General features: G+C 52.1%; 20 protein-coding genes. 11 read left to right on the top strand and 9 right to left on the bottom strand.

The features are described 5' to 3' along the window. Genes rpoN through FDX19_RS08935 form a run of 7 tightly spaced genes read right to left on the bottom strand, consistent with a single transcriptional unit; the run spans window position 1 to window position 5,872 of the window. Window positions 1–1,434, bottom strand: coding sequence for an RNA polymerase factor sigma-54 (rpoN, locus tag FDX19_RS08965; RefSeq protein ID WP_137382436.1), 1,434 nt, complete (start codon window positions 1,432–1,434; stop codon window positions 1–3). A 46-nt stretch (window positions 1,435–1,480) separates the two neighbouring features. Beyond that, a complete protein-coding gene (lptB, locus tag FDX19_RS08960; RefSeq protein WP_048213425.1) occupies window positions 1,481–2,206 on the bottom strand; it encodes an LPS export ABC transporter ATP-binding protein in 726 nt (241 codons plus the stop codon). Window positions 2,207–2,212: 6 nt separating this feature from the next. Continuing rightward, window positions 2,213–2,767, bottom strand: coding sequence for a lipopolysaccharide ABC transporter substrate-binding protein LptA (lptA, locus tag FDX19_RS08955; protein ID WP_040234136.1), 555 nt, complete (start codon window positions 2,765–2,767; stop codon window positions 2,213–2,215). After that, the gene (gene lptC / locus FDX19_RS08950) at window positions 2,736–3,311 is read right to left on the bottom strand and encodes an LPS export ABC transporter periplasmic protein LptC (protein ID WP_048213423.1); all 576 of its coding nucleotides are present in this window, start codon (window positions 3,309–3,311) and stop codon (window positions 2,736–2,738) included. Before lptC ends, lptA begins: the two co-directional genes overlap by 32 nt. Further along, a complete protein-coding gene (kdsC, locus tag FDX19_RS08945) occupies window positions 3,308–3,874 on the bottom strand; it encodes a 3-deoxy-manno-octulosonate-8-phosphatase KdsC (RefSeq protein ID WP_005121322.1) in 567 nt (188 codons plus the stop codon). Before kdsC ends, lptC begins: the two co-directional genes overlap by 4 nt. 20 nt (window positions 3,875–3,894) lie before the next feature. Further along, complete coding sequence (gene kdsD / locus FDX19_RS08940) at window positions 3,895–4,881, bottom strand: arabinose-5-phosphate isomerase KdsD (protein ID WP_048213422.1); 987 nt, start codon at window positions 4,879–4,881, stop codon at window positions 3,895–3,897. 13 nt (window positions 4,882–4,894) lie between these two features. Continuing rightward, entirely contained in the window at window positions 4,895–5,872 is a 978-nt protein-coding gene (locus tag FDX19_RS08935) for a calcium/sodium antiporter (protein ID WP_137382435.1), read from the bottom strand. A gap of 214 nt (window positions 5,873–6,086) precedes the next feature. On the opposite strand from FDX19_RS08935, the gene mlaF reads away from it, so the two are divergent. The 7 genes from mlaF (at window position 6,087) to murA (ending at window position 10,935) form a co-directional block, all read left to right on the top strand. Beyond that, window positions 6,087–6,899, top strand: coding sequence for a phospholipid ABC transporter ATP-binding protein MlaF (mlaF, locus tag FDX19_RS08930; RefSeq protein WP_048213420.1), 813 nt, complete (start codon window positions 6,087–6,089; stop codon window positions 6,897–6,899). Window positions 6,900–6,906: 7 nt separating this feature from the next. Then, window positions 6,907–7,689: a lipid asymmetry maintenance ABC transporter permease subunit MlaE gene (gene mlaE, locus FDX19_RS08925; RefSeq protein WP_048213419.1), complete on the top strand. Its 783-nt coding sequence runs from the start codon at window positions 6,907–6,909 to the stop codon at window positions 7,687–7,689. 4 nt (window positions 7,690–7,693) lie between these two features. After that, complete coding sequence (gene mlaD / locus FDX19_RS08920; RefSeq protein ID WP_048213507.1) at window positions 7,694–8,251, top strand: outer membrane lipid asymmetry maintenance protein MlaD; 558 nt, start codon at window positions 7,694–7,696, stop codon at window positions 8,249–8,251. A gap of 18 nt (window positions 8,252–8,269) precedes the next feature. After that, entirely contained in the window at window positions 8,270–8,905 is a 636-nt protein-coding gene (mlaC, locus tag FDX19_RS08915; protein ID WP_040234134.1) for a phospholipid-binding protein MlaC, read from the top strand. After that, entirely contained in the window at window positions 8,905–9,198 is a 294-nt protein-coding gene (mlaB, locus tag FDX19_RS08910) for a lipid asymmetry maintenance protein MlaB (protein WP_137382434.1), read from the top strand. The genes mlaC and mlaB overlap by 1 nt, the downstream gene beginning before the upstream one ends. 169 nt (window positions 9,199–9,367) lie before the next feature. After that, a complete protein-coding gene (gene ibaG, locus FDX19_RS08905; protein ID WP_005121314.1) occupies window positions 9,368–9,622 on the top strand; it encodes a BolA family iron metabolism protein IbaG in 255 nt (84 codons plus the stop codon). A 53-nt stretch (window positions 9,623–9,675) separates the two neighbouring features. After that, window positions 9,676–10,935 (top strand): UDP-N-acetylglucosamine 1-carboxyvinyltransferase, encoded by a 1,260-nt coding sequence (gene murA / locus FDX19_RS08900; protein ID WP_040234132.1) that lies wholly within the window; start codon window positions 9,676–9,678, stop codon window positions 10,933–10,935. A gap of 57 nt (window positions 10,936–10,992) precedes the next feature. Here murA and sfsB read toward each other — a convergent pair whose 3' ends face one another. Both sfsB and ispB read right to left on the bottom strand, forming a co-directional pair. Beyond that, on the bottom strand, window positions 10,993–11,277 hold the full coding sequence (gene sfsB, locus FDX19_RS08895; protein ID WP_137382433.1) for a DNA-binding transcriptional regulator SfsB: 285 nt from the start codon (window positions 11,275–11,277) through the stop codon (window positions 10,993–10,995). Window positions 11,278–11,499: 222 nt separating this feature from the next. Beyond that, a complete protein-coding gene (gene ispB / locus FDX19_RS08890) occupies window positions 11,500–12,471 on the bottom strand; it encodes an octaprenyl diphosphate synthase (RefSeq protein WP_048213414.1) in 972 nt (323 codons plus the stop codon). Between the two features lie 258 nt (window positions 12,472–12,729). Here ispB and rplU point away from each other — a divergent pair, with 258 nt between their 5' ends. The 4 genes from rplU to cgtA all read left to right on the top strand — a co-directional run bounded on the left by rplU (window position 12,730) and on the right by cgtA (window position 15,599). After that, window positions 12,730–13,041, top strand: coding sequence for a 50S ribosomal protein L21 (gene rplU, locus FDX19_RS08885; protein WP_003025032.1), 312 nt, complete (start codon window positions 12,730–12,732; stop codon window positions 13,039–13,041). 19 nt (window positions 13,042–13,060) lie between these two features. After that, window positions 13,061–13,318, top strand: a complete 258-nt coding sequence (gene rpmA / locus FDX19_RS08880; protein WP_003025030.1) for a 50S ribosomal protein L27 — start codon at window positions 13,061–13,063, stop codon at window positions 13,316–13,318. A 127-nt stretch (window positions 13,319–13,445) separates the two neighbouring features. Beyond that, entirely contained in the window at window positions 13,446–14,411 is a 966-nt protein-coding gene (locus FDX19_RS08875) for a DMT family transporter (protein WP_048213413.1), read from the top strand. A 15-nt stretch (window positions 14,412–14,426) separates the two neighbouring features. Next, window positions 14,427–15,599, top strand: coding sequence for an Obg family GTPase CgtA (gene cgtA / locus FDX19_RS08870; RefSeq protein WP_003828732.1), 1,173 nt, complete (start codon window positions 14,427–14,429; stop codon window positions 15,597–15,599). Window positions 15,600–15,664 lie beyond the last annotated feature (65 nt).

Below are 15,664 nucleotides of genomic sequence, written 5' to 3'. Positions count from 1 at the left end.
TCAAACCAGCTGTTTGCGCTGGTTAGACGGCGGAATGGATAAAGACTCTCGGTACTTCGCAACGGTGCGGCGCGCCACCATGATACCTTGTTCTGACAGCATAGAGGTTAACTTGCTGTCACTCAGCGGTTTCGCAGGGTTCTCGGCCGCAATTAATTTCTTCACCAGTGCGCGGATAGCTGTAGAAGAGGCTTCGCCTCCGCCTTCAGTGTTGACGTGACTGGAGAAGAAATACTTCAATTCAAAAATGCCGCGCGGACTGTGCAGATACTTTTGCGTGGTCACTCGGGAAATGGTCGATTCATGCATCTCGACGGCCTGGGCGATATCTGCCAGCACCATCGGTTTCATATACTCTTCGCCTTGCTCAAAGAAGGCTTGCTGTTGCTCAACGATACAGCGGCTAACGCGCAATAGCGTGTCATTGCGGCTTTCCAGACTTTTAATCAGCCATTTCGCATCCTGCAGGTTGCTACGAATGAACTGGCTATCAGCATCATTGCGCGCGTTATTGCACAGGGCGGCGTAGTGCTGGTTGATCTGTAAACGCGGAATGCTGTCACTGTTGAGTTCGACTACCCAGCGATCGTTATGCTTACGCACCAGCACATCCGGGATGACGTACTCTGGTTCACCGGTCTGGATAGATTGTCCAGGTCTTGGATCAAGCGACTGGATAAGATTGACGGCTTCTTTCAGCACATCTTCTTTCAGTCGGGTTACGCGCATCAGCGTACGGAAGTCATGGTTGGCGAGCAGATCAAGGTGATCGCTGATGATAAGCCTGGCTTCTTCCAACCACGGTGTGGCTTTGTCAAACTGCGAAAGCTGGATCAGTAAGCAGTCGCGGAGATCTTTTGCCGCCACACCCACGGGATCAAAACGCTGAACGCGTTTAAGCACGGCTTCGATTTCATCGATACCGACCTCATCATCGCCCATGCTGTCGAGAATGTCGTCCAGCGTGACGGTGAGATAGCCCGTTTCGTCGACTGCATCCACAATTGATGTGGCAATAGCACGATCGGTATCTGAGAATGGCGTCAGTTCCACCTGCCACATCAGGTAATCCTGCAGCGATTGCGTGGTCTCACCCTGATACACCGGCAGTTCGTCGTCGATGTAATCTCCGCTGGTGCCAGACGGCGTCCCTGCGGTGTAAATCTCATCCCAACTGGCATCCAGCGGTAGCTCTTCCGGCATCTCTTTTTGTTCGAGTGCGTCAGCCGTATCGAGGGATTCGCTATCCTGCTTTTCCTGGGTATCAATTTCGTCGTGAAGATCGGTTTGCTCGAGCAGTGGGTTACTTTCCAGCGCTTGCTGAAGTTCTTGCTGAAGTTCCAGCGTGGACAACTGCAACAGACGGATAGCCTGTTGTAGCTGAGGCGTCATCGCCAGTTGTTGGCTAAGCCTGAGTTGCAAACCTTGCTTCATGTTCAGAGTTGTTGTCTCCTGCGGTGACGTGAAGTCTACTACCCTATCAGAGTCTGAAGTCTTCCCCAAGGTATACGCGTTTAACGTGCTCGTCCTGCAGGATTTCTGTCGGCGTACCGTGTGCGATCAGGTGTCCCTGGCTCACAATGTAGGCGCGCTCACAGACAGCCAGCGTTTCGCGCACGTTATGGTCGGTAATCAGCACGCCAAGCCCGCTGTCGCGCAGGTGTTCAATAATACGTTTGATATCAATGACGGAAATCGGGTCAACACCGGCAAAGGGTTCATCCAACAGGATAAATTTTGGATTAGCGGCCAGAGCACGGGCGATCTCCACGCGGCGACGTTCCCCACCGGAGAGTGCCTGTCCAAGGCTGTCACGCAGATGTTCGATATGGAATTCTTCCATCAGCTCATTGGCGCGATCTTCACGCTGCTCGCTGGAAAGATCGTCACGAATTTGCAGTACCGCCATCAGGTTATCAAATACGCTCAGGCGACGAAAAATAGAGGCTTCCTGCGGTAAGTAGCCGATACCGCGACGGGCACGTGCATGCAGGGGTAACAGACTGATATCTTCGTCATCAATGATAATGTTGCCAGCATCGCGCGGCACAATGCCGACTACCATGTAAAAGGTTGTTGTTTTGCCCGCACCGTTAGGACCGAGCAGACCGACGATCTCCCCGGAGTTGACGGTCAGGCTGACATCTTCCACCACACGACGGCCTTTGTAGGCTTTTGCAAGATTCTTTGCAGTTAATGTTGCCATAACGAATCAGTTACCTTTTTTCTCTGCCGGAGCCTTGGTCTTGTTTTTGTCCTGCAATTGCGACGGAACCAGAACGGTGGTGACGCGTTTGCCTTTCTCACTGAAGGCCTGCATTTTCTGTTCTTTTACCAGATAGGTGATCTTATCACCCGTGATGTTGCTATCGAGCTGTTCCAGATAAGCCTTACCGGTAAGGACGACGAAATCTTTTGCCAGCTCATAGTGCATCTGTGAAGCGTGGCCTTTAACCGGTTTACCATTGTCCTGCATCTGGTAAAAGGTCGCCGGATTACCATAACCGTCAATCACTTCTTTACCGTCTTCACCGCCCGGACGTGTGACGACAACCTTATCGGCATTAATTTTGATCGTGCCCTGAGTCACGATGACATTGCCGGTAAACGTCACCACGTTGCCCTGCATATCCAGAGACTGCTGGTCCGATTCAATGTGGATCGGCTGCTCGGTATCGCCAGTGACGGCGAATGCCGGAATACTGGCGGCCAGAAGTGAGCTGGCAAGCACAAGATTAAGGCTGAGTTTGTTTGTTTTGGATTTCATATGAGGTTCTAACCTTTTCAATCAGCTCGGCGTTCTTGCTGCGTAAGTTGCCGCGCATCTTCAGTCCGCTGGAGTTAAATGTTGTTCCATACAACGTGACCAGATCATCGGAAGTGACATCTTGCGTCACAAGGTTGATCTGCGCGTTATCGGTAGTAATTCTGCGTAGTTGAGAGTCAGGCACCAGCGCGTTAACCTCAACATGGCCATACAGGTACAGCATCCGATCGTTGGTCAACTTGGCCTTATCAGCCTTGATTGACCAGGTCGGTACTTTGTCCTTATCAAACGTGGTTAACACCGGTTGGGTGAACCACGAAACTGCCTGATCTGAATAATATTCAACGTGTTGTGCGATCAAATGATAGCTCAGCGCGCCCTCAGGGCTGTACACGACGGTGTCGGTATGCTCGCTCTTATAGGTGGGCTCGTTGTTATTAACGACAACCTGAGCGGTGTCGTCTTTGTCTGCCAGGTTAATACCAATCATCACAAGGACAGCCAGCGACAGTAGAATGATAACCCAACGTCTGGTTTTGCTCATATCGATTGCCCTTTGGCCTCATCCAGTTTGCCCTGCGCCAGGAGTAATAAGTCGCAGACTTCGCGCACTGCGCCGCGTCCCCCGTCAATGCGGGTGACGTAATCGGCCCGCGGGATCAGCAACGGATGAGCATCCGCTACCGCGACGCTTAATCCCACTTTTGCCATCACCGGCCAGTCGATCAGATCATCGCCAACATACGCCACATTCTCAGGCGCGATCGCCAGTTTGCTAAGCAGATCGCCAAAGGCAACCAGTTTGTCCGACTGCCCCTGATACAGATGTGTGATCCCTAATGTGGCACAGCGATCTTCTACAAGTTTAGCCTTTCGTCCGGTAATAATGGCAACCTCAATACCGGAAGTGAGCGCGCAGCGAATTCCGTAGCCATCGCGGACGTTAAACGCCTTCAGCTCTTCACCGTTGTTGCCCATATAAATCAGACCATCAGACAGTACGCCATCCACATCAAGGATCAGCAGACGGATGTTTTCTGCCCTGGTGATGACGTCAGTACTGACGGGTCCATAACAGGTCGCAAGCGACGCACCTGCTTTACTCATTTTCTTTATCCTTGAGTTTCTTACACTACACCTGCACGCAGCAGATCATGCATATGTAACACACCCAGTAACTGGTCGCCATCAGCAACCATTACCGAGGTGATATGGCGGGACTGCATTAAGTTCAGGGCATCAACGGCAAGAATCCCTGGACGCACGCGAATGCCTCCAGGAGTCATCACATCGGCAATGCCTAACTGGCGTACATCAACGCCCATATCGAAGACACGACGTAAATCGCCATCCGTAAAGATGCCGTCGATCTTCATCGCGTCATCGCAAATGACGGTCATGCCGAGGTTTTTCCGCGTGATCTCCAGTAAGGCGTCACGCAGGCTGGCGCTTTTAGTCACATGCGGGATTTCGTCTCCCGTATGCATAATATCGTTAACGCGCAACAAAAGCTTACGGCCCAGTGCGCCACCAGGATGCGATAACGCAAAATCTTCTGCAGTAAAGCCACGCGCTTTTAGTAATGCCACGGCAAGCGCATCACCCATGACCAGCGTTGCGGTCGTGCTGCTGGTCGGCGCCAGACCTAACGGACAGGCTTCTTTGGGCACTTTAACACACAGATGGACATCTGCTGCACGCGCCATACTGCTTTCCGGACGACCGGTCATGCAGATAAGCGGTACATGAAGGCGTTTTAATACCGGGATCAACGCCGCTATCTCATTGGATTCACCGGAGTTAGAAATGGCAATCACGACGTCCTGCGGTGATACCATACCCAGATCGCCGTGTGCGGCTTCGCCAGGATGCACAAAAAATGAGGGCGTGCCGGTACTGGCAAACGTGGCGGCCATTTTGCGCCCGATATGCCCTGATTTTCCCATTCCCATCACCACGACTTTGCCCGGGCAACTGAAAATCTTTTCACAGGCGAGGGTAAAGTTCTGGTTGATGTACTGATCAAGCTCCGCCAGGCCTTCACGTTCAATTGTCAGGACTTCCTTGCCTGCTTGCTGAAAGTCAAAACCCGGTTGCAACTCTAAGTGCGACATAATGCGTTTCCAGTTATCCAACGAGAAGTGGCGATAACCAATACAGCATCGCCAGCCATATGATAAAACCGCTGGTCAGAAGCGCCCCCGCGCCACGACCAATCTGGCGCGGACGTCGCCAGCAGAGTAATGCAAAAATAACGCTCACCAGCAGCATGACGCTATAGTCACGGATGAAGGCCATCGGGTTGACCTCGCCCGGAGTAATCAGTGCAGGTAACCCAAGAACGATAACAATATTAAAAATGTTCGCGCCGATGATGTTACCGACGGCAATATCGTTTTCACCTTTACGTAAGCCTGCAATGGCGGTTGCCAGCTCCGGCAGGCTGGTACCAATGGCGACGACCGTCAAACCGATAGTAAGCTCGCTCATGGCAAAGTAATTTGCCAGTACAGTGGCGTTATCAACCACCATACGCGTTGCCATTGGCATAATGATCAGCGCTACCCCCAGCCATAAAAATGCGACAGGCAATCCGCCTTCGCGAGGCAGTTCCGCAACTTGCTCCCGGGTCAGGCTGTCATTGCCCTGGCGTTCTGCCAGACGGGCGATTTTAACAATGAATAGCAGCCATAGCACGGCCAGAAGCAGAAGAAACAGGCCATCACTGCGGCTTAACTGGCCGTCATACAGTACGGATGCAGCCAAAATGCTTACCAGCAACATTAACGGTAATTCACGACGCAGAACATCGGAATGCACGGTAAAAGGATGAATGAGTGCTGACAGGCCTAAAATAAGAAGAATATTGGTGATGTTGGAGCCGATGGCGGTACCGACGGCTAAATCGAGCTGCCCATTCATTGATGCCGCAACAGAGACAATAATCTCAGGTAGGGATGTGCCGATGCTGACGACCGTCATTCCAATAATGATGGGGGGGATACCGAAGGTACGGCATAAAATGGATGCAGCAAATACCAGACGGTCGGCACCGTAGACCACCAGAAGTAAACCAATTATTAACAGTGCCGTCGCTAAAAGCATCTAAAGTCCTTTCTTCAGGTATACTCGCCGGTCCACGTGAAGGATCTTCTGGAAGCCGTAACGAATTCTTAATTTTGACTTTATGCGGCTAAAAAGTAAAACAAATGCCAGCTTTCGCTAACCAGGACAGGCAATAATCTGTAAATATGTCGAGTTCAGGGCTAAATTGAGCGCCAACTCTTCGATCAACGAGGCAATAGTAAAGGATGAATCAATGGGTCAGTCTGTGGCGAATCTAGTCGATATGCGCGATGTCAGCTTTTCCCGAGGTGACCGCTGCATCTTTGATAATATTTCCCTGACGGTGCCGCGCGGTAAGGTGACGGCGATCATGGGGCCATCAGGCATCGGTAAAACGACGCTGTTACGTCTGATTGGCGGGCAGATCCCGCCAGATAAGGGCGAAATCCTGTTTGACGGCGAAAACGTCCCAGCCATGTCTCGTTCACGTTTGTACACTGTGCGTAAGCGCATGAGTATGCTGTTTCAGTCCGGGGCGCTGTTTACCGACATGAACGTGTTTGACAACGTCGCTTATCCACTGCGTGAGCATACGACGCTGCCCAAGGCGTTGCTCAAGAGCACGGTGATGATGAAACTGGAAGCTGTCGGCCTGCGTGGTGCGGCAAAACTCATGCCTTCTGAATTATCCGGTGGGATGGCGCGACGTGCGGCATTAGCACGCGCCATTGCGCTGGAGCCAGATCTCATCATGTTTGATGAACCGTTCGTCGGGCAGGATCCTATCACCATGGGCGTGCTGGTGAAGCTGATTTCAGAACTGAACAACGCGCTGGGCGTCACCTGCGTGGTGGTCTCTCACGATGTGCCAGAGGTACTGAGTATTGCGGATTACGCCTATATTATGGCGGACAAAAAGATAGTGGCCTACGGTAGTGCTCAGGCACTACAAGAAAATGCCGATCCGCGCGTGCGTCAGTTCCTCGATGGTATTGCCGATGGGCCGGTTCCGTTCCGCTACCCGGCGGGCGATTACCACACCGATTTACTCAAAACAGGGAGTTAAGCCACCCATGTTGTTAAATGCGCTGGCATCACTCGGACATCGAGGGATAAAAACCCTCAGGACGTTCGGGCGAGCCGGATTAATGTTGTTCAATGCGGTAGTCGGCAAGCCGGAGTTTCGCAAACATGCGCCGCTGCTGATCCGTCAGCTCTATAATGTCGGTGTCCTGTCGATGCTGATCATTATTGTTTCTGGCGTGTTCATCGGGATGGTGCTGGGATTGCAGGGATACCTGGTCCTGACAACCTACAGCGCAGAAACCAGTCTCGGTATGCTGGTGGCGCTGTCCTTGCTGCGAGAACTGGGGCCGGTTGTTGCGGCGCTGCTGTTCGCCGGGCGAGCCGGATCGGCGTTAACCGCGGAAATTGGCCTGATGCGAGCAACCGAGCAGCTTTCTAGCCTGGAAATGATGGCGGTCGATCCACTGCGTCGCGTGGTTTCTCCGCGTTTTTGGGCGGGTGTCATTTCATTGCCGCTGCTGACGATTATTTTTGTCGCGGTTGGGATCTGGGGTGGCTCGCTGGTCGGCGTTAGCTGGAAGGGGATTGATGCAGGCTTTTTCTGGTCGGCTATGCAAAATGCCGTCGACTGGCGTCTGGATCTGGTCAACTGTTTGATTAAGAGCGTGGTGTTCGCCATTACGGTCACATGGATTGCATTGTTCAATGGTTATGATGCGATTCCGACCTCCGCCGGTATTAGCCGGGCTACAACACGCACCGTTGTGCACGCATCTCTTGCCGTTCTGGGGCTGGATTTTGTGCTGACCGCACTGATGTTTGGGAATTGAGTTCATGCAAACGAAAAAAAATGAAATTTGGGTCGGGGTATTCCTGCTGGTTGCGCTGCTGGCGGCGCTATTTGTCTGCCTGAAAGCGGCTAATGTGACCTCCATGCGTACTGAACCAACCTACACGGTTTATGCGACCTTTGATAATATCGGCGGCCTGAGAGAGCGCTCTCCCGTGCGGATTGGTGGGGTTGTTGTGGGGCGAGTTTCGGATATCTCGTTAGATCCCAAAACGTACCTGCCACGCGTAACGCTGGACATCGAATCGCGCTTTAACCATATCCCAGACACCAGCTCGCTGAGCATCCGCACCTCTGGTCTGCTGGGCGAGCAGTATCTGGCATTAAACGTGGGTTTTGAAGATCCTGAGCTGGGAACGTCTATCCTCAAAGATGGCAGTACGATTCAGGACACGAAATCCGCGATGGTGCTGGAAGATATGATTGGTCAATTCCTCTACAACAGTAACAGTAAAGGTGATGACAATAAGAATTCTGGCGATGCGCCAGCCGCAACTGAAGGCAATAATGAAGCCACTACGCCTGCGGGCGCAACGAAATAATCTCAGGAGAATCGACGTATGTTTAAACGATTGATGATGGTGGCTATGCTGGTGATTGCCCCACTTAGCGTGGCAACCGCAGCGGACCAGACGAACCCGTATAAACTGATGAATGAGGCGGCGCAGAAAACGTTCGATCGTCTGAAAAACGAACAGCCGAAGATCCGTTCTAACCCGGATTACCTGCGTCAGGTGGTTGATCAGGAACTGCTGCCTTATGTGCAGGTTAAGTATGCCGGTGCGCTGGTGCTGGGCCGTTACTACAAAGATGCGACACCGGCCCAGCGTGACGCTTATTTCGCCGCGTTTCGTGAATATCTGAAGCAGGCTTACGGTCAGGCGCTGGCGATGTACCACGGTCAGACCTATCAGATTGCGCCTGAACAGCCGCTGGGTGATGCGACGATTGTGCCGATCCGCGTGACGATTATCGATCCAAACGGTCGTCCTCCGGTACGTTTGGATTTCCAGTGGCGTAAAAACTCCCAGACCGGTAACTGGCAGGCGTATGACATGATCGCCGAAGGCGTCAGCATGATCACGACTAAACAGAATGAGTGGAGCGACCTGCTGCGCACGAAAGGTATTGATGGCCTGACGGCACAGCTGAAATCCATCTCTCAGCAGAAAATCACTCTGGAAGAGAAGAAATAATGACGCAGTCACTCACCTGGACGCGTGAAGGTGACAAGCTGATGCTCGCGGGAGAGCTGGATCAGGACGTGTTAAATCCGTTATGGGATGCACGTGTTGAGGCGATGAAAGGGGTAACCTGCATCGATCTGAGCCAGGTTTCCCGGGTTGATACCGGTGGTCTGGCATTGCTGCTGCATCTGGTTGACCAGGGCAAGCAACAGGGGAATCGCGTTTCGCTTACCGGTGTTAACGATAAGGTTTACACCCTGGCACAGCTTTACAATTTGCCTGACGACGTCCTTCCGCGTTAATTTTTCCAGGCTGGATAAGGCCTTGTGCCGCCATCCGGCAAAACCCCTGCTGGGGATCTGCCGCCAAAGCCTTGTCTGATTTATCAGCGAGGCTTTTTGCTTATTTATGACAGCGCCACTTTGCTCTAAGATGTTGGGCTGTTTTCACTATCTGACAAATGAAGAGCCCATGGAAAATAATGAAATTCAGAGCGTGCTGATGAACGCACTCTCCCTCCAGGAAGTCCACGTTTCTGGTGACGGCAGTCACTTTCAGGTTATTGCCGTGGGTGAGATGTTTGACGGCATGAGCCGGGTCAAGAAGCAGCAATCGGTCTATGGCCCATTGATGGAGTATATTGCGGATAACCGCATTCATGCTGTGTCGATTAAAGCGTTTACCCCAGCGGAATGGGCGCGCGATCGCAAACTTAACGGTTTTTGAGCTACGGGTGATATGCCGGTAGCGAAGATGAATTCTTAACAGAGAACAGAATAATGGATAAATTCCGTGTTCAGGGGCCAACCAAGCTCCAGGGCGAAGTCACTATTTCAGGCGCTAAAAACGCTGCACTGCCGATCCTTTTTGCGGCGCTGCTGGCTGAAGAACCTGTAGAAATTCAAAACGTCCCAAAACTGAAGGACGTAGATACCTCCATGAAGCTACTGAGCCAGTTGGGGGCGAAAGTAGAGCGTAATGGGTCTGTGCACATTGATGCGCGTGACGTTAACGTCTTCTGTGCGCCGTACGATCTGGTGAAAACCATGCGTGCGTCTATCTGGGCATTGGGGCCACTGGTCGCTCGTTTTGGTCAGGGTCAGGTTTCTCTTCCGGGCGGCTGTACTATCGGCGCGCGCCCGGTTGACCTGCATATTACCGGTCTGGAGCAGTTAGGTGCCACCATCAAGCTGGAAGAAGGCTATGTGAAGGCGTCCGTTGAGGGACGTCTGAAAGGCGCACACATTGTCATGGACAAAGTGAGTGTCGGTGCGACGGTCACTATCATGTGCGCGGCAACGCTTGCAGAAGGTACCACCATCATCGAAAACGCCGCCCGTGAACCGGAAATTGTGGATACCGCTAATTTCCTGATTGCGCTGGGTGCGAAGATCACCGGGCAGGGTACCGATCGTATCACCATTGAAGGCGTTGAACGTCTCGGCGGTGGTGTGTATCGCGTTCTGCCAGACCGTATTGAAACCGGGACGTTCCTGGTGGCGGCGGCGATTTCTCGCGGCAAAATTATCTGCCGTAATGCGCAACCAGATACACTGGATGCTGTTCTGGCGAAGCTGCGTGATGCCGGTGCGGATATCGAAGTCGGTGAAGACTGGATTAGCCTCGACATGCACGGCAAACGTCCTAAAGCGGTTAATGTGCGCACTGCGCCACATCCGGCTTTCCCGACCGACATGCAGGCCCAGTTCACGCTGTTGAACCTGGTGGCCGAAGGGACAGGCTTCATTACGGAAACCGTGTTTGAGAACCGCTTTATGCACGTGCCTGAACTGAGCCGTATGGGGGCTCACGCGGAAATCGAAAGCAATACTGTGATTTGTCACGGCGTTGAAACGCTCTCCGGTGCACAGGTCATGGCGACCGATCTGCGTGCATCCGCAAGTTTGGTGTTAGCGGGATGTATCGCTGAAGGCACAACGGTCGTTGACCGTATTTATCACATCGATCGCGGCTATGAGCGCATCGAGGATAAATTGCGTGCGCTGGGCGCAAACATTGAGCGCATTAAAGGCGAGTAATCGCCAACGCGTGTTGTAACCCCCAGGATCGTGGATCCGGGGGTTGCTGTTTTACCGCTACTCAAGACTCTTTTTTTCTTTCCGTACTCTCATCATCCGCGTTCTGTCGATGAATTCATGCGTCCTGGCGTCATGGTAGCGTGACGGCCAAATTACCCACGGGTCTGTTCCCAGTGCTTTCGCGATAATCAATTCACCTTTCGGCCATGGTCGGGTTAACGCATTTGCCAGCGTTGATGAACTCAAGCCATTCTTACGTGACTCAGCGGCCATTGACGTGCCTTTCTTACGTAGCCCCGCGATGATGTCAGCCGGATGCCAGTCAATGAATTTGCTTTCCATAGTTCCACATCTCCTTTGGTTAACCAGTTACGGTTTCACAATCAGCCTGTGGAGTTACTATACGCCTCGAGAACGAATGTTCTAAAATGTTCTCGTAAAGTGCTTATATATTCAGAATATGCCAAGGTTAAACAGGTGATCTGATTGTTTTTGTGACTTTTTGAGAGCTTATAAGAACATCCCGTGTGCTGCACGGGATGCTGGGAAGCGAGACGAGGGAAGTTAACGGTCGCGTTGTACGGCGATATGCGCCAGGCCAATCAGGGCTTCTTTCCACGGAGTATCTGGAAGCACCTGAAGCGCCGCGATGGCTTTATCGGCTTCTTCTTCTGCACGTTGACGGGTCCATTCCAGTGACCCGCAAGCGTTCATCGCTTCCAGAACCGGTTCCAGAAGGTGGCGACCATTACCTTGCTCAATCGCCTGGCGAATCATTTGCGCCTGCTCAGGAGTGCCGTGGCGCATCGCATGCAGCAGCGGTAGCGTAGGTTTACCTTCGTTGAGGTCATCACCCACGTTTTTACCCAACTGCTCGCCATCTGCGCTGTAATCCAGTAAATCGTCGATAAGCTGGAAAGCGGTACCGAGGTAACGGCCATAATCCTGCAGGCCTTTCTCTTGCTCATCGCTACAACCTGCAAGGATACCTGAGCATTGGGCCGCGGCTTCAAACAGACGAGCCGTCTTGCTGTAGATAACACGCATATAGTTTTCTTCGGTGATATCCGGGTCGTTGACGTTCATTAACTGCAGGACTTCGCCTTCAGCAATAACGTTGACCGCTTTAGACATCACTTCCAGCACTTTCAGGGAGCCGAGGCTGGTCATCATCTGAAAGGCGCGGGTATAGATAAAATCGCCGACCAGAACGCTGGCAGCATTGCCAAACGCTGCGTTTGCCGTGGCTTTCCCTCGGCGCATATCGGATTCATCCACTACATCGTCATGAAGCAGGGTCGCGGTGTGGATAAACTCGATTAAGGCAGCGATCGTGACGTGGGCATTTTCCTGATAACCAACAGCGCGCGCCGCGAGTACAGCGATCATTGGGCGAATGCGTTTTCCACCGCCGCTCACGATGTAGTACCCCAGTTGATTGATCAACTGGACGTCGGAATTGAGCTGTTCAAGGATTGTCGCATTGACCCCCGCCATATCTTGCGCGGTTAACTCATTGATTTTTTCTAAATTCATCGCAAAAGCCGGGCTTCTCGCCCCGATTACCTCACTATTTGAGAAGGTAACGTCGGGTTTAGGGTTAGAAATATATGCTGATTGTACTGAAAAAACGCCGCAGATAAACGTTACCGTACACGTTGTGTTTTTTTTCTTCATGTATTGACGGTAGCACTTGTCAAAGGCTCGCGTTTTGCGTAATATTCGCGCCCTATTGTGAATATTTATAGCGCACTCTGAATCATCAAAAAGGTGTGCGCGGAAGCGGAGTTTTTTATGTACGCGGTTTTCCAAAGTGGTGGTAAACAACACCGAGTAAGCGAAGGTCAGACCGTTCGCCTGGAAAAGCTGGACATCGCAACTGGCGAATCTGTTGAATTCGCTGAAGTTCTGATGATCGCAAACGGTGAAGAAGTCAAAATCGGCGTTCCTTTCGTTGATGGCGGCGTTATCAAAGCTGAAGTCGTTGCTCACGGTCGTGGCGAGAAAGTTAAAATTGTTAAGTTTCGTCGTCGTAAACACTACCGTAAGCAGCAGGGCCATCGTCAGTGGTTCACTGATGTGAAAATCACTGGCATCAGCGCTTAAGTTAAGGGGAGCAGATTAAATGGCACATAAAAAGGCTGGCGGCTCGACTCGTAACGGTCGCGATTCAGAAGCTAAACGTCTGGGCGTAAAACGCTTCGGCGGTGAAACAGTTCTGGCTGGTAGCATCATCGTTCGTCAACGTGGTACTAAATTCCACGCTGGCTCCAACGTTGGTTGCGGCAAAGACCACACTCTGTTTGCTAAAGCAGACGGTAAAGTGAAATTTGAAGTGAAAGGCCCGAAAAACCGTAAATTCATCAGCATTGTTGCTGAATAAGTTTTTCGCGTCCCGGTAACGGATAAAAGCCCCGCAACACGTTGCGGGGCTTTTTACATTCGACGACCGGTAAATACGCTCGTCGCGCCGTGATAACCCGGAAACGAGCCCTTGCAGGGAATACGGCATGAAGCAGCAGGCAGGTATTGGTATTCTTTTAGCGCTCACGACAGCTGTCTGTTGGGGGGCTTTACCAATAGCGATGAAGCAAGTGCTGGAGGTGATGGAACCTCCTACCGTCGTGTTCTACCGTTTTTTAATGGCAAGCATTGGCCTTGGCGCTATTCTTGCGGTTAAAAAAAAGCTCCCTCCATTGCGTATTTTTCGCAAAGCGCGTTGGCTGGTGCTGTTGGCTATTGCCACGGGTGGACTGTTCGGTAACTTCATTCTGTTTAGTTCGTCTTTACAATATTTGAGCCCAACGGCTTCGCAGGTTATCGGTCAACTGTCACCGGTTGGCATGATGATCGCCAGCGTCTTTATCCTGAAGGAGAAGATGCGCGGCACGCAGATTATTGGCGCGATTATGCTTCTGAGCGGCCTGGTGTTGTTTTTTAATACCAGTCTGATCGAAATTTTTACCCGGCTGACCGATTACACCTGGGGCGTTATCTTTGGTGTCGGTGCCGCGACGGTTTGGGTGTGTTATGGGGTCGCGCAAAAGGTGTTATTGCGCCGCCTGGCATCACCGCAGATCCTGTTTTTACTGTACACTTTATGTACGATAGCGTTGTTGCCGCTGGCTAAACCCGGTGTAATAGCGCAACTCAGCGACTGGCAGCTTGCCTGCCTCGTGTTCTGCGGCCTGAATACACTGGTAGGATACGGTGCCCTTGCGGAAGCAATGGCTCGCTGGCAGGCGGCACAGGTGAGCGCCATAATTACGCTCACACCGCTGTTTACGTTGTTATTTTCAGATTTATTATCACTGGCCTGGCCCGATTTCTTCGCCAGACCGATGCTAAACCTTTTAGGTTATCTCGGTGCGTTTATCGTGGTTGCGGGCGCGATGTATTCCGCCATTGGTCATCGAATTTGGGGCGGTTTACGTAAGCATGAAACGGTGGTTTCGCAACCCCGCTCAGGCGAATGATTTACGGAGAGTAAAATGAAGTTTGTTGATGAAGCATCGATTCTGGTCGTTGCAGGCGATGGCGGTAACGGTTGTGTCAGCTTCCGCCGCGAAAAATACATCCCAAAAGGCGGTCCGGACGGTGGTGACGGTGGTGATGGCGGTGACGTCTGGCTGGAAGCCGACGAAAACCTGAACACGCTGATCGATTACCGTTTTGAAAAATCATTCCGTGCGGAACGTGGTCAGAATGGCGCAAGCCGTGATTGCACCGGCAAGCGTGGTAAAGACGTTACCATCAAAGTGCCAGTAGGGACACGCGTTATCGACCAGGGTACGGGCGAAACGATGGGCGACATGACCAAACACGGTCAGCGTCTGATGGTCGCTAAAGGCGGCTGGCACGGTCTGGGCAACACCCGTTTCAAATCCTCGGTTAACCGTACTCCGCGTCAGAAAACGATGGGTACGCCGGGTGATAAGCGCGATCTGATGCTGGAGCTGATGCTGCTGGCGGACGTGGGTATGCTGGGCATGCCAAACGCCGGTAAATCGACGTTTATCCGCGCGGTATCTGCGGCGAAACCGAAAGTGGCGGATTATCCGTTCACCACGCTGGTACCGAGCCTCGGCGTTGTGCGTATGGACAACGAGAAGAGCTTCGTGGTTGCCGATATTCCAGGTCTGATTGAAGGCGCGGCTGAAGGCGCAGGTCTTGGTATCCGCTTCCTGAAGCACCTGGAACGTTGCCGTGTGCTGCTGCATCTCATTGATATCGATCCGATTGACGGTTCCGATCCGGTAGAAAACGCCCGTATCATTATTGGCGAACTGGAAAAATACAGTCAGGATCTGGCATCTAAACCGCGCTGGTTAGTGTTCAACAAAATTGATTTGATGGACAAAGCTGAAGCGGAAGAAAAAGCGAAAGCCATCGCTGAAGCGCTGGGCTGGGAAGGTAAATATTACCTGATCTCTGCCGCCAGCCAGCTGGGTGTGAAGGATCTTTGCTGGGATGTGATGACCTTTATCATTGAGAACCCAATCGTTCAGGCTGAAGAAGCGAAACAGCCGGAGAAAGTTGAGTTCATGTGGGATGATTATCACCGTCAGCAGCTCGCTGAAGTCGAAGACGAAGCGGAAGATGACTGGGATGACGATTGGGACGAAGACGACGAAGAAGGCGTTGAGTTTATTTACAAGCGTTAATCCCAATAAAAACCCCGGCCATGTTGCCGGGGTTTTTGTTTCCAGGACGCGCTATAGGCCGGATA

Source organism: Citrobacter sp. wls619 (genome assembly GCF_005281345.1).
Taxonomy (GTDB): domain Bacteria; phylum Pseudomonadota; class Gammaproteobacteria; order Enterobacterales; family Enterobacteriaceae; genus Citrobacter.
Note: the sequence above shows the minus strand (reverse complement) of the source record. Positions and strands in the feature narration are given on the sequence as shown.

What these genes read in the sequence shown, in the direction of transcription:
- kdsD (WP_048213422.1), bottom strand. Translation starts at nt 4,881, where the DNA reads ATGTCGCACTTAGAGTTGCAACCGGGTTTTGACTTTCAGCAAGCAGGC.
- ibaG (WP_005121314.1), top strand. Translation starts at nt 9,368, where the DNA reads ATGGAAAATAATGAAATTCAGAGCGTGCTGATGAACGCACTCTCCCTC.
- mlaB (WP_137382434.1), top strand. Translation starts at nt 8,905, where the DNA reads ATGACGCAGTCACTCACCTGGACGCGTGAAGGTGACAAGCTGATGCTC.
- lptB (WP_048213425.1), bottom strand. Translation starts at nt 2,206, where the DNA reads ATGGCAACATTAACTGCAAAGAATCTTGCAAAAGCCTACAAAGGCCGT.
- lptA (WP_040234136.1), bottom strand. Translation starts at nt 2,767, where the DNA reads ATGAAATCCAAAACAAACAAACTCAGCCTTAATCTTGTGCTTGCCAGC.
- FDX19_RS08935 (WP_137382435.1), bottom strand. Translation starts at nt 5,872, where the DNA reads ATGCTTTTAGCGACGGCACTGTTAATAATTGGTTTACTTCTGGTGGTC.
- mlaF (WP_048213420.1), top strand. Translation starts at nt 6,087, where the DNA reads ATGGGTCAGTCTGTGGCGAATCTAGTCGATATGCGCGATGTCAGCTTT.
- lptC (WP_048213423.1), bottom strand. Translation starts at nt 3,311, where the DNA reads ATGAGCAAAACCAGACGTTGGGTTATCATTCTACTGTCGCTGGCTGTC.
- cgtA (WP_003828732.1), top strand. Translation starts at nt 14,427, where the DNA reads ATGAAGTTTGTTGATGAAGCATCGATTCTGGTCGTTGCAGGCGATGGC.
- mlaE (WP_048213419.1), top strand. Translation starts at nt 6,907, where the DNA reads ATGTTGTTAAATGCGCTGGCATCACTCGGACATCGAGGGATAAAAACC.
- ispB (WP_048213414.1), bottom strand. Translation starts at nt 12,471, where the DNA reads ATGAATTTAGAAAAAATCAATGAGTTAACCGCGCAAGATATGGCGGGG.
- mlaD (WP_048213507.1), top strand. Translation starts at nt 7,694, where the DNA reads ATGCAAACGAAAAAAAATGAAATTTGGGTCGGGGTATTCCTGCTGGTT.
- mlaC (WP_040234134.1), top strand. Translation starts at nt 8,270, where the DNA reads ATGTTTAAACGATTGATGATGGTGGCTATGCTGGTGATTGCCCCACTT.
- rplU (WP_003025032.1), top strand. Translation starts at nt 12,730, where the DNA reads ATGTACGCGGTTTTCCAAAGTGGTGGTAAACAACACCGAGTAAGCGAA.
- sfsB (WP_137382433.1), bottom strand. Translation starts at nt 11,277, where the DNA reads ATGGAAAGCAAATTCATTGACTGGCATCCGGCTGACATCATCGCGGGG.
- FDX19_RS08875 (WP_048213413.1), top strand. Translation starts at nt 13,446, where the DNA reads ATGAAGCAGCAGGCAGGTATTGGTATTCTTTTAGCGCTCACGACAGCT.
- murA (WP_040234132.1), top strand. Translation starts at nt 9,676, where the DNA reads ATGGATAAATTCCGTGTTCAGGGGCCAACCAAGCTCCAGGGCGAAGTC.
- rpoN (WP_137382436.1), bottom strand. Translation starts at nt 1,434, where the DNA reads ATGAAGCAAGGTTTGCAACTCAGGCTTAGCCAACAACTGGCGATGACG.
- kdsC (WP_005121322.1), bottom strand. Translation starts at nt 3,874, where the DNA reads ATGAGTAAAGCAGGTGCGTCGCTTGCGACCTGTTATGGACCCGTCAGT.
- rpmA (WP_003025030.1), top strand. Translation starts at nt 13,061, where the DNA reads ATGGCACATAAAAAGGCTGGCGGCTCGACTCGTAACGGTCGCGATTCA.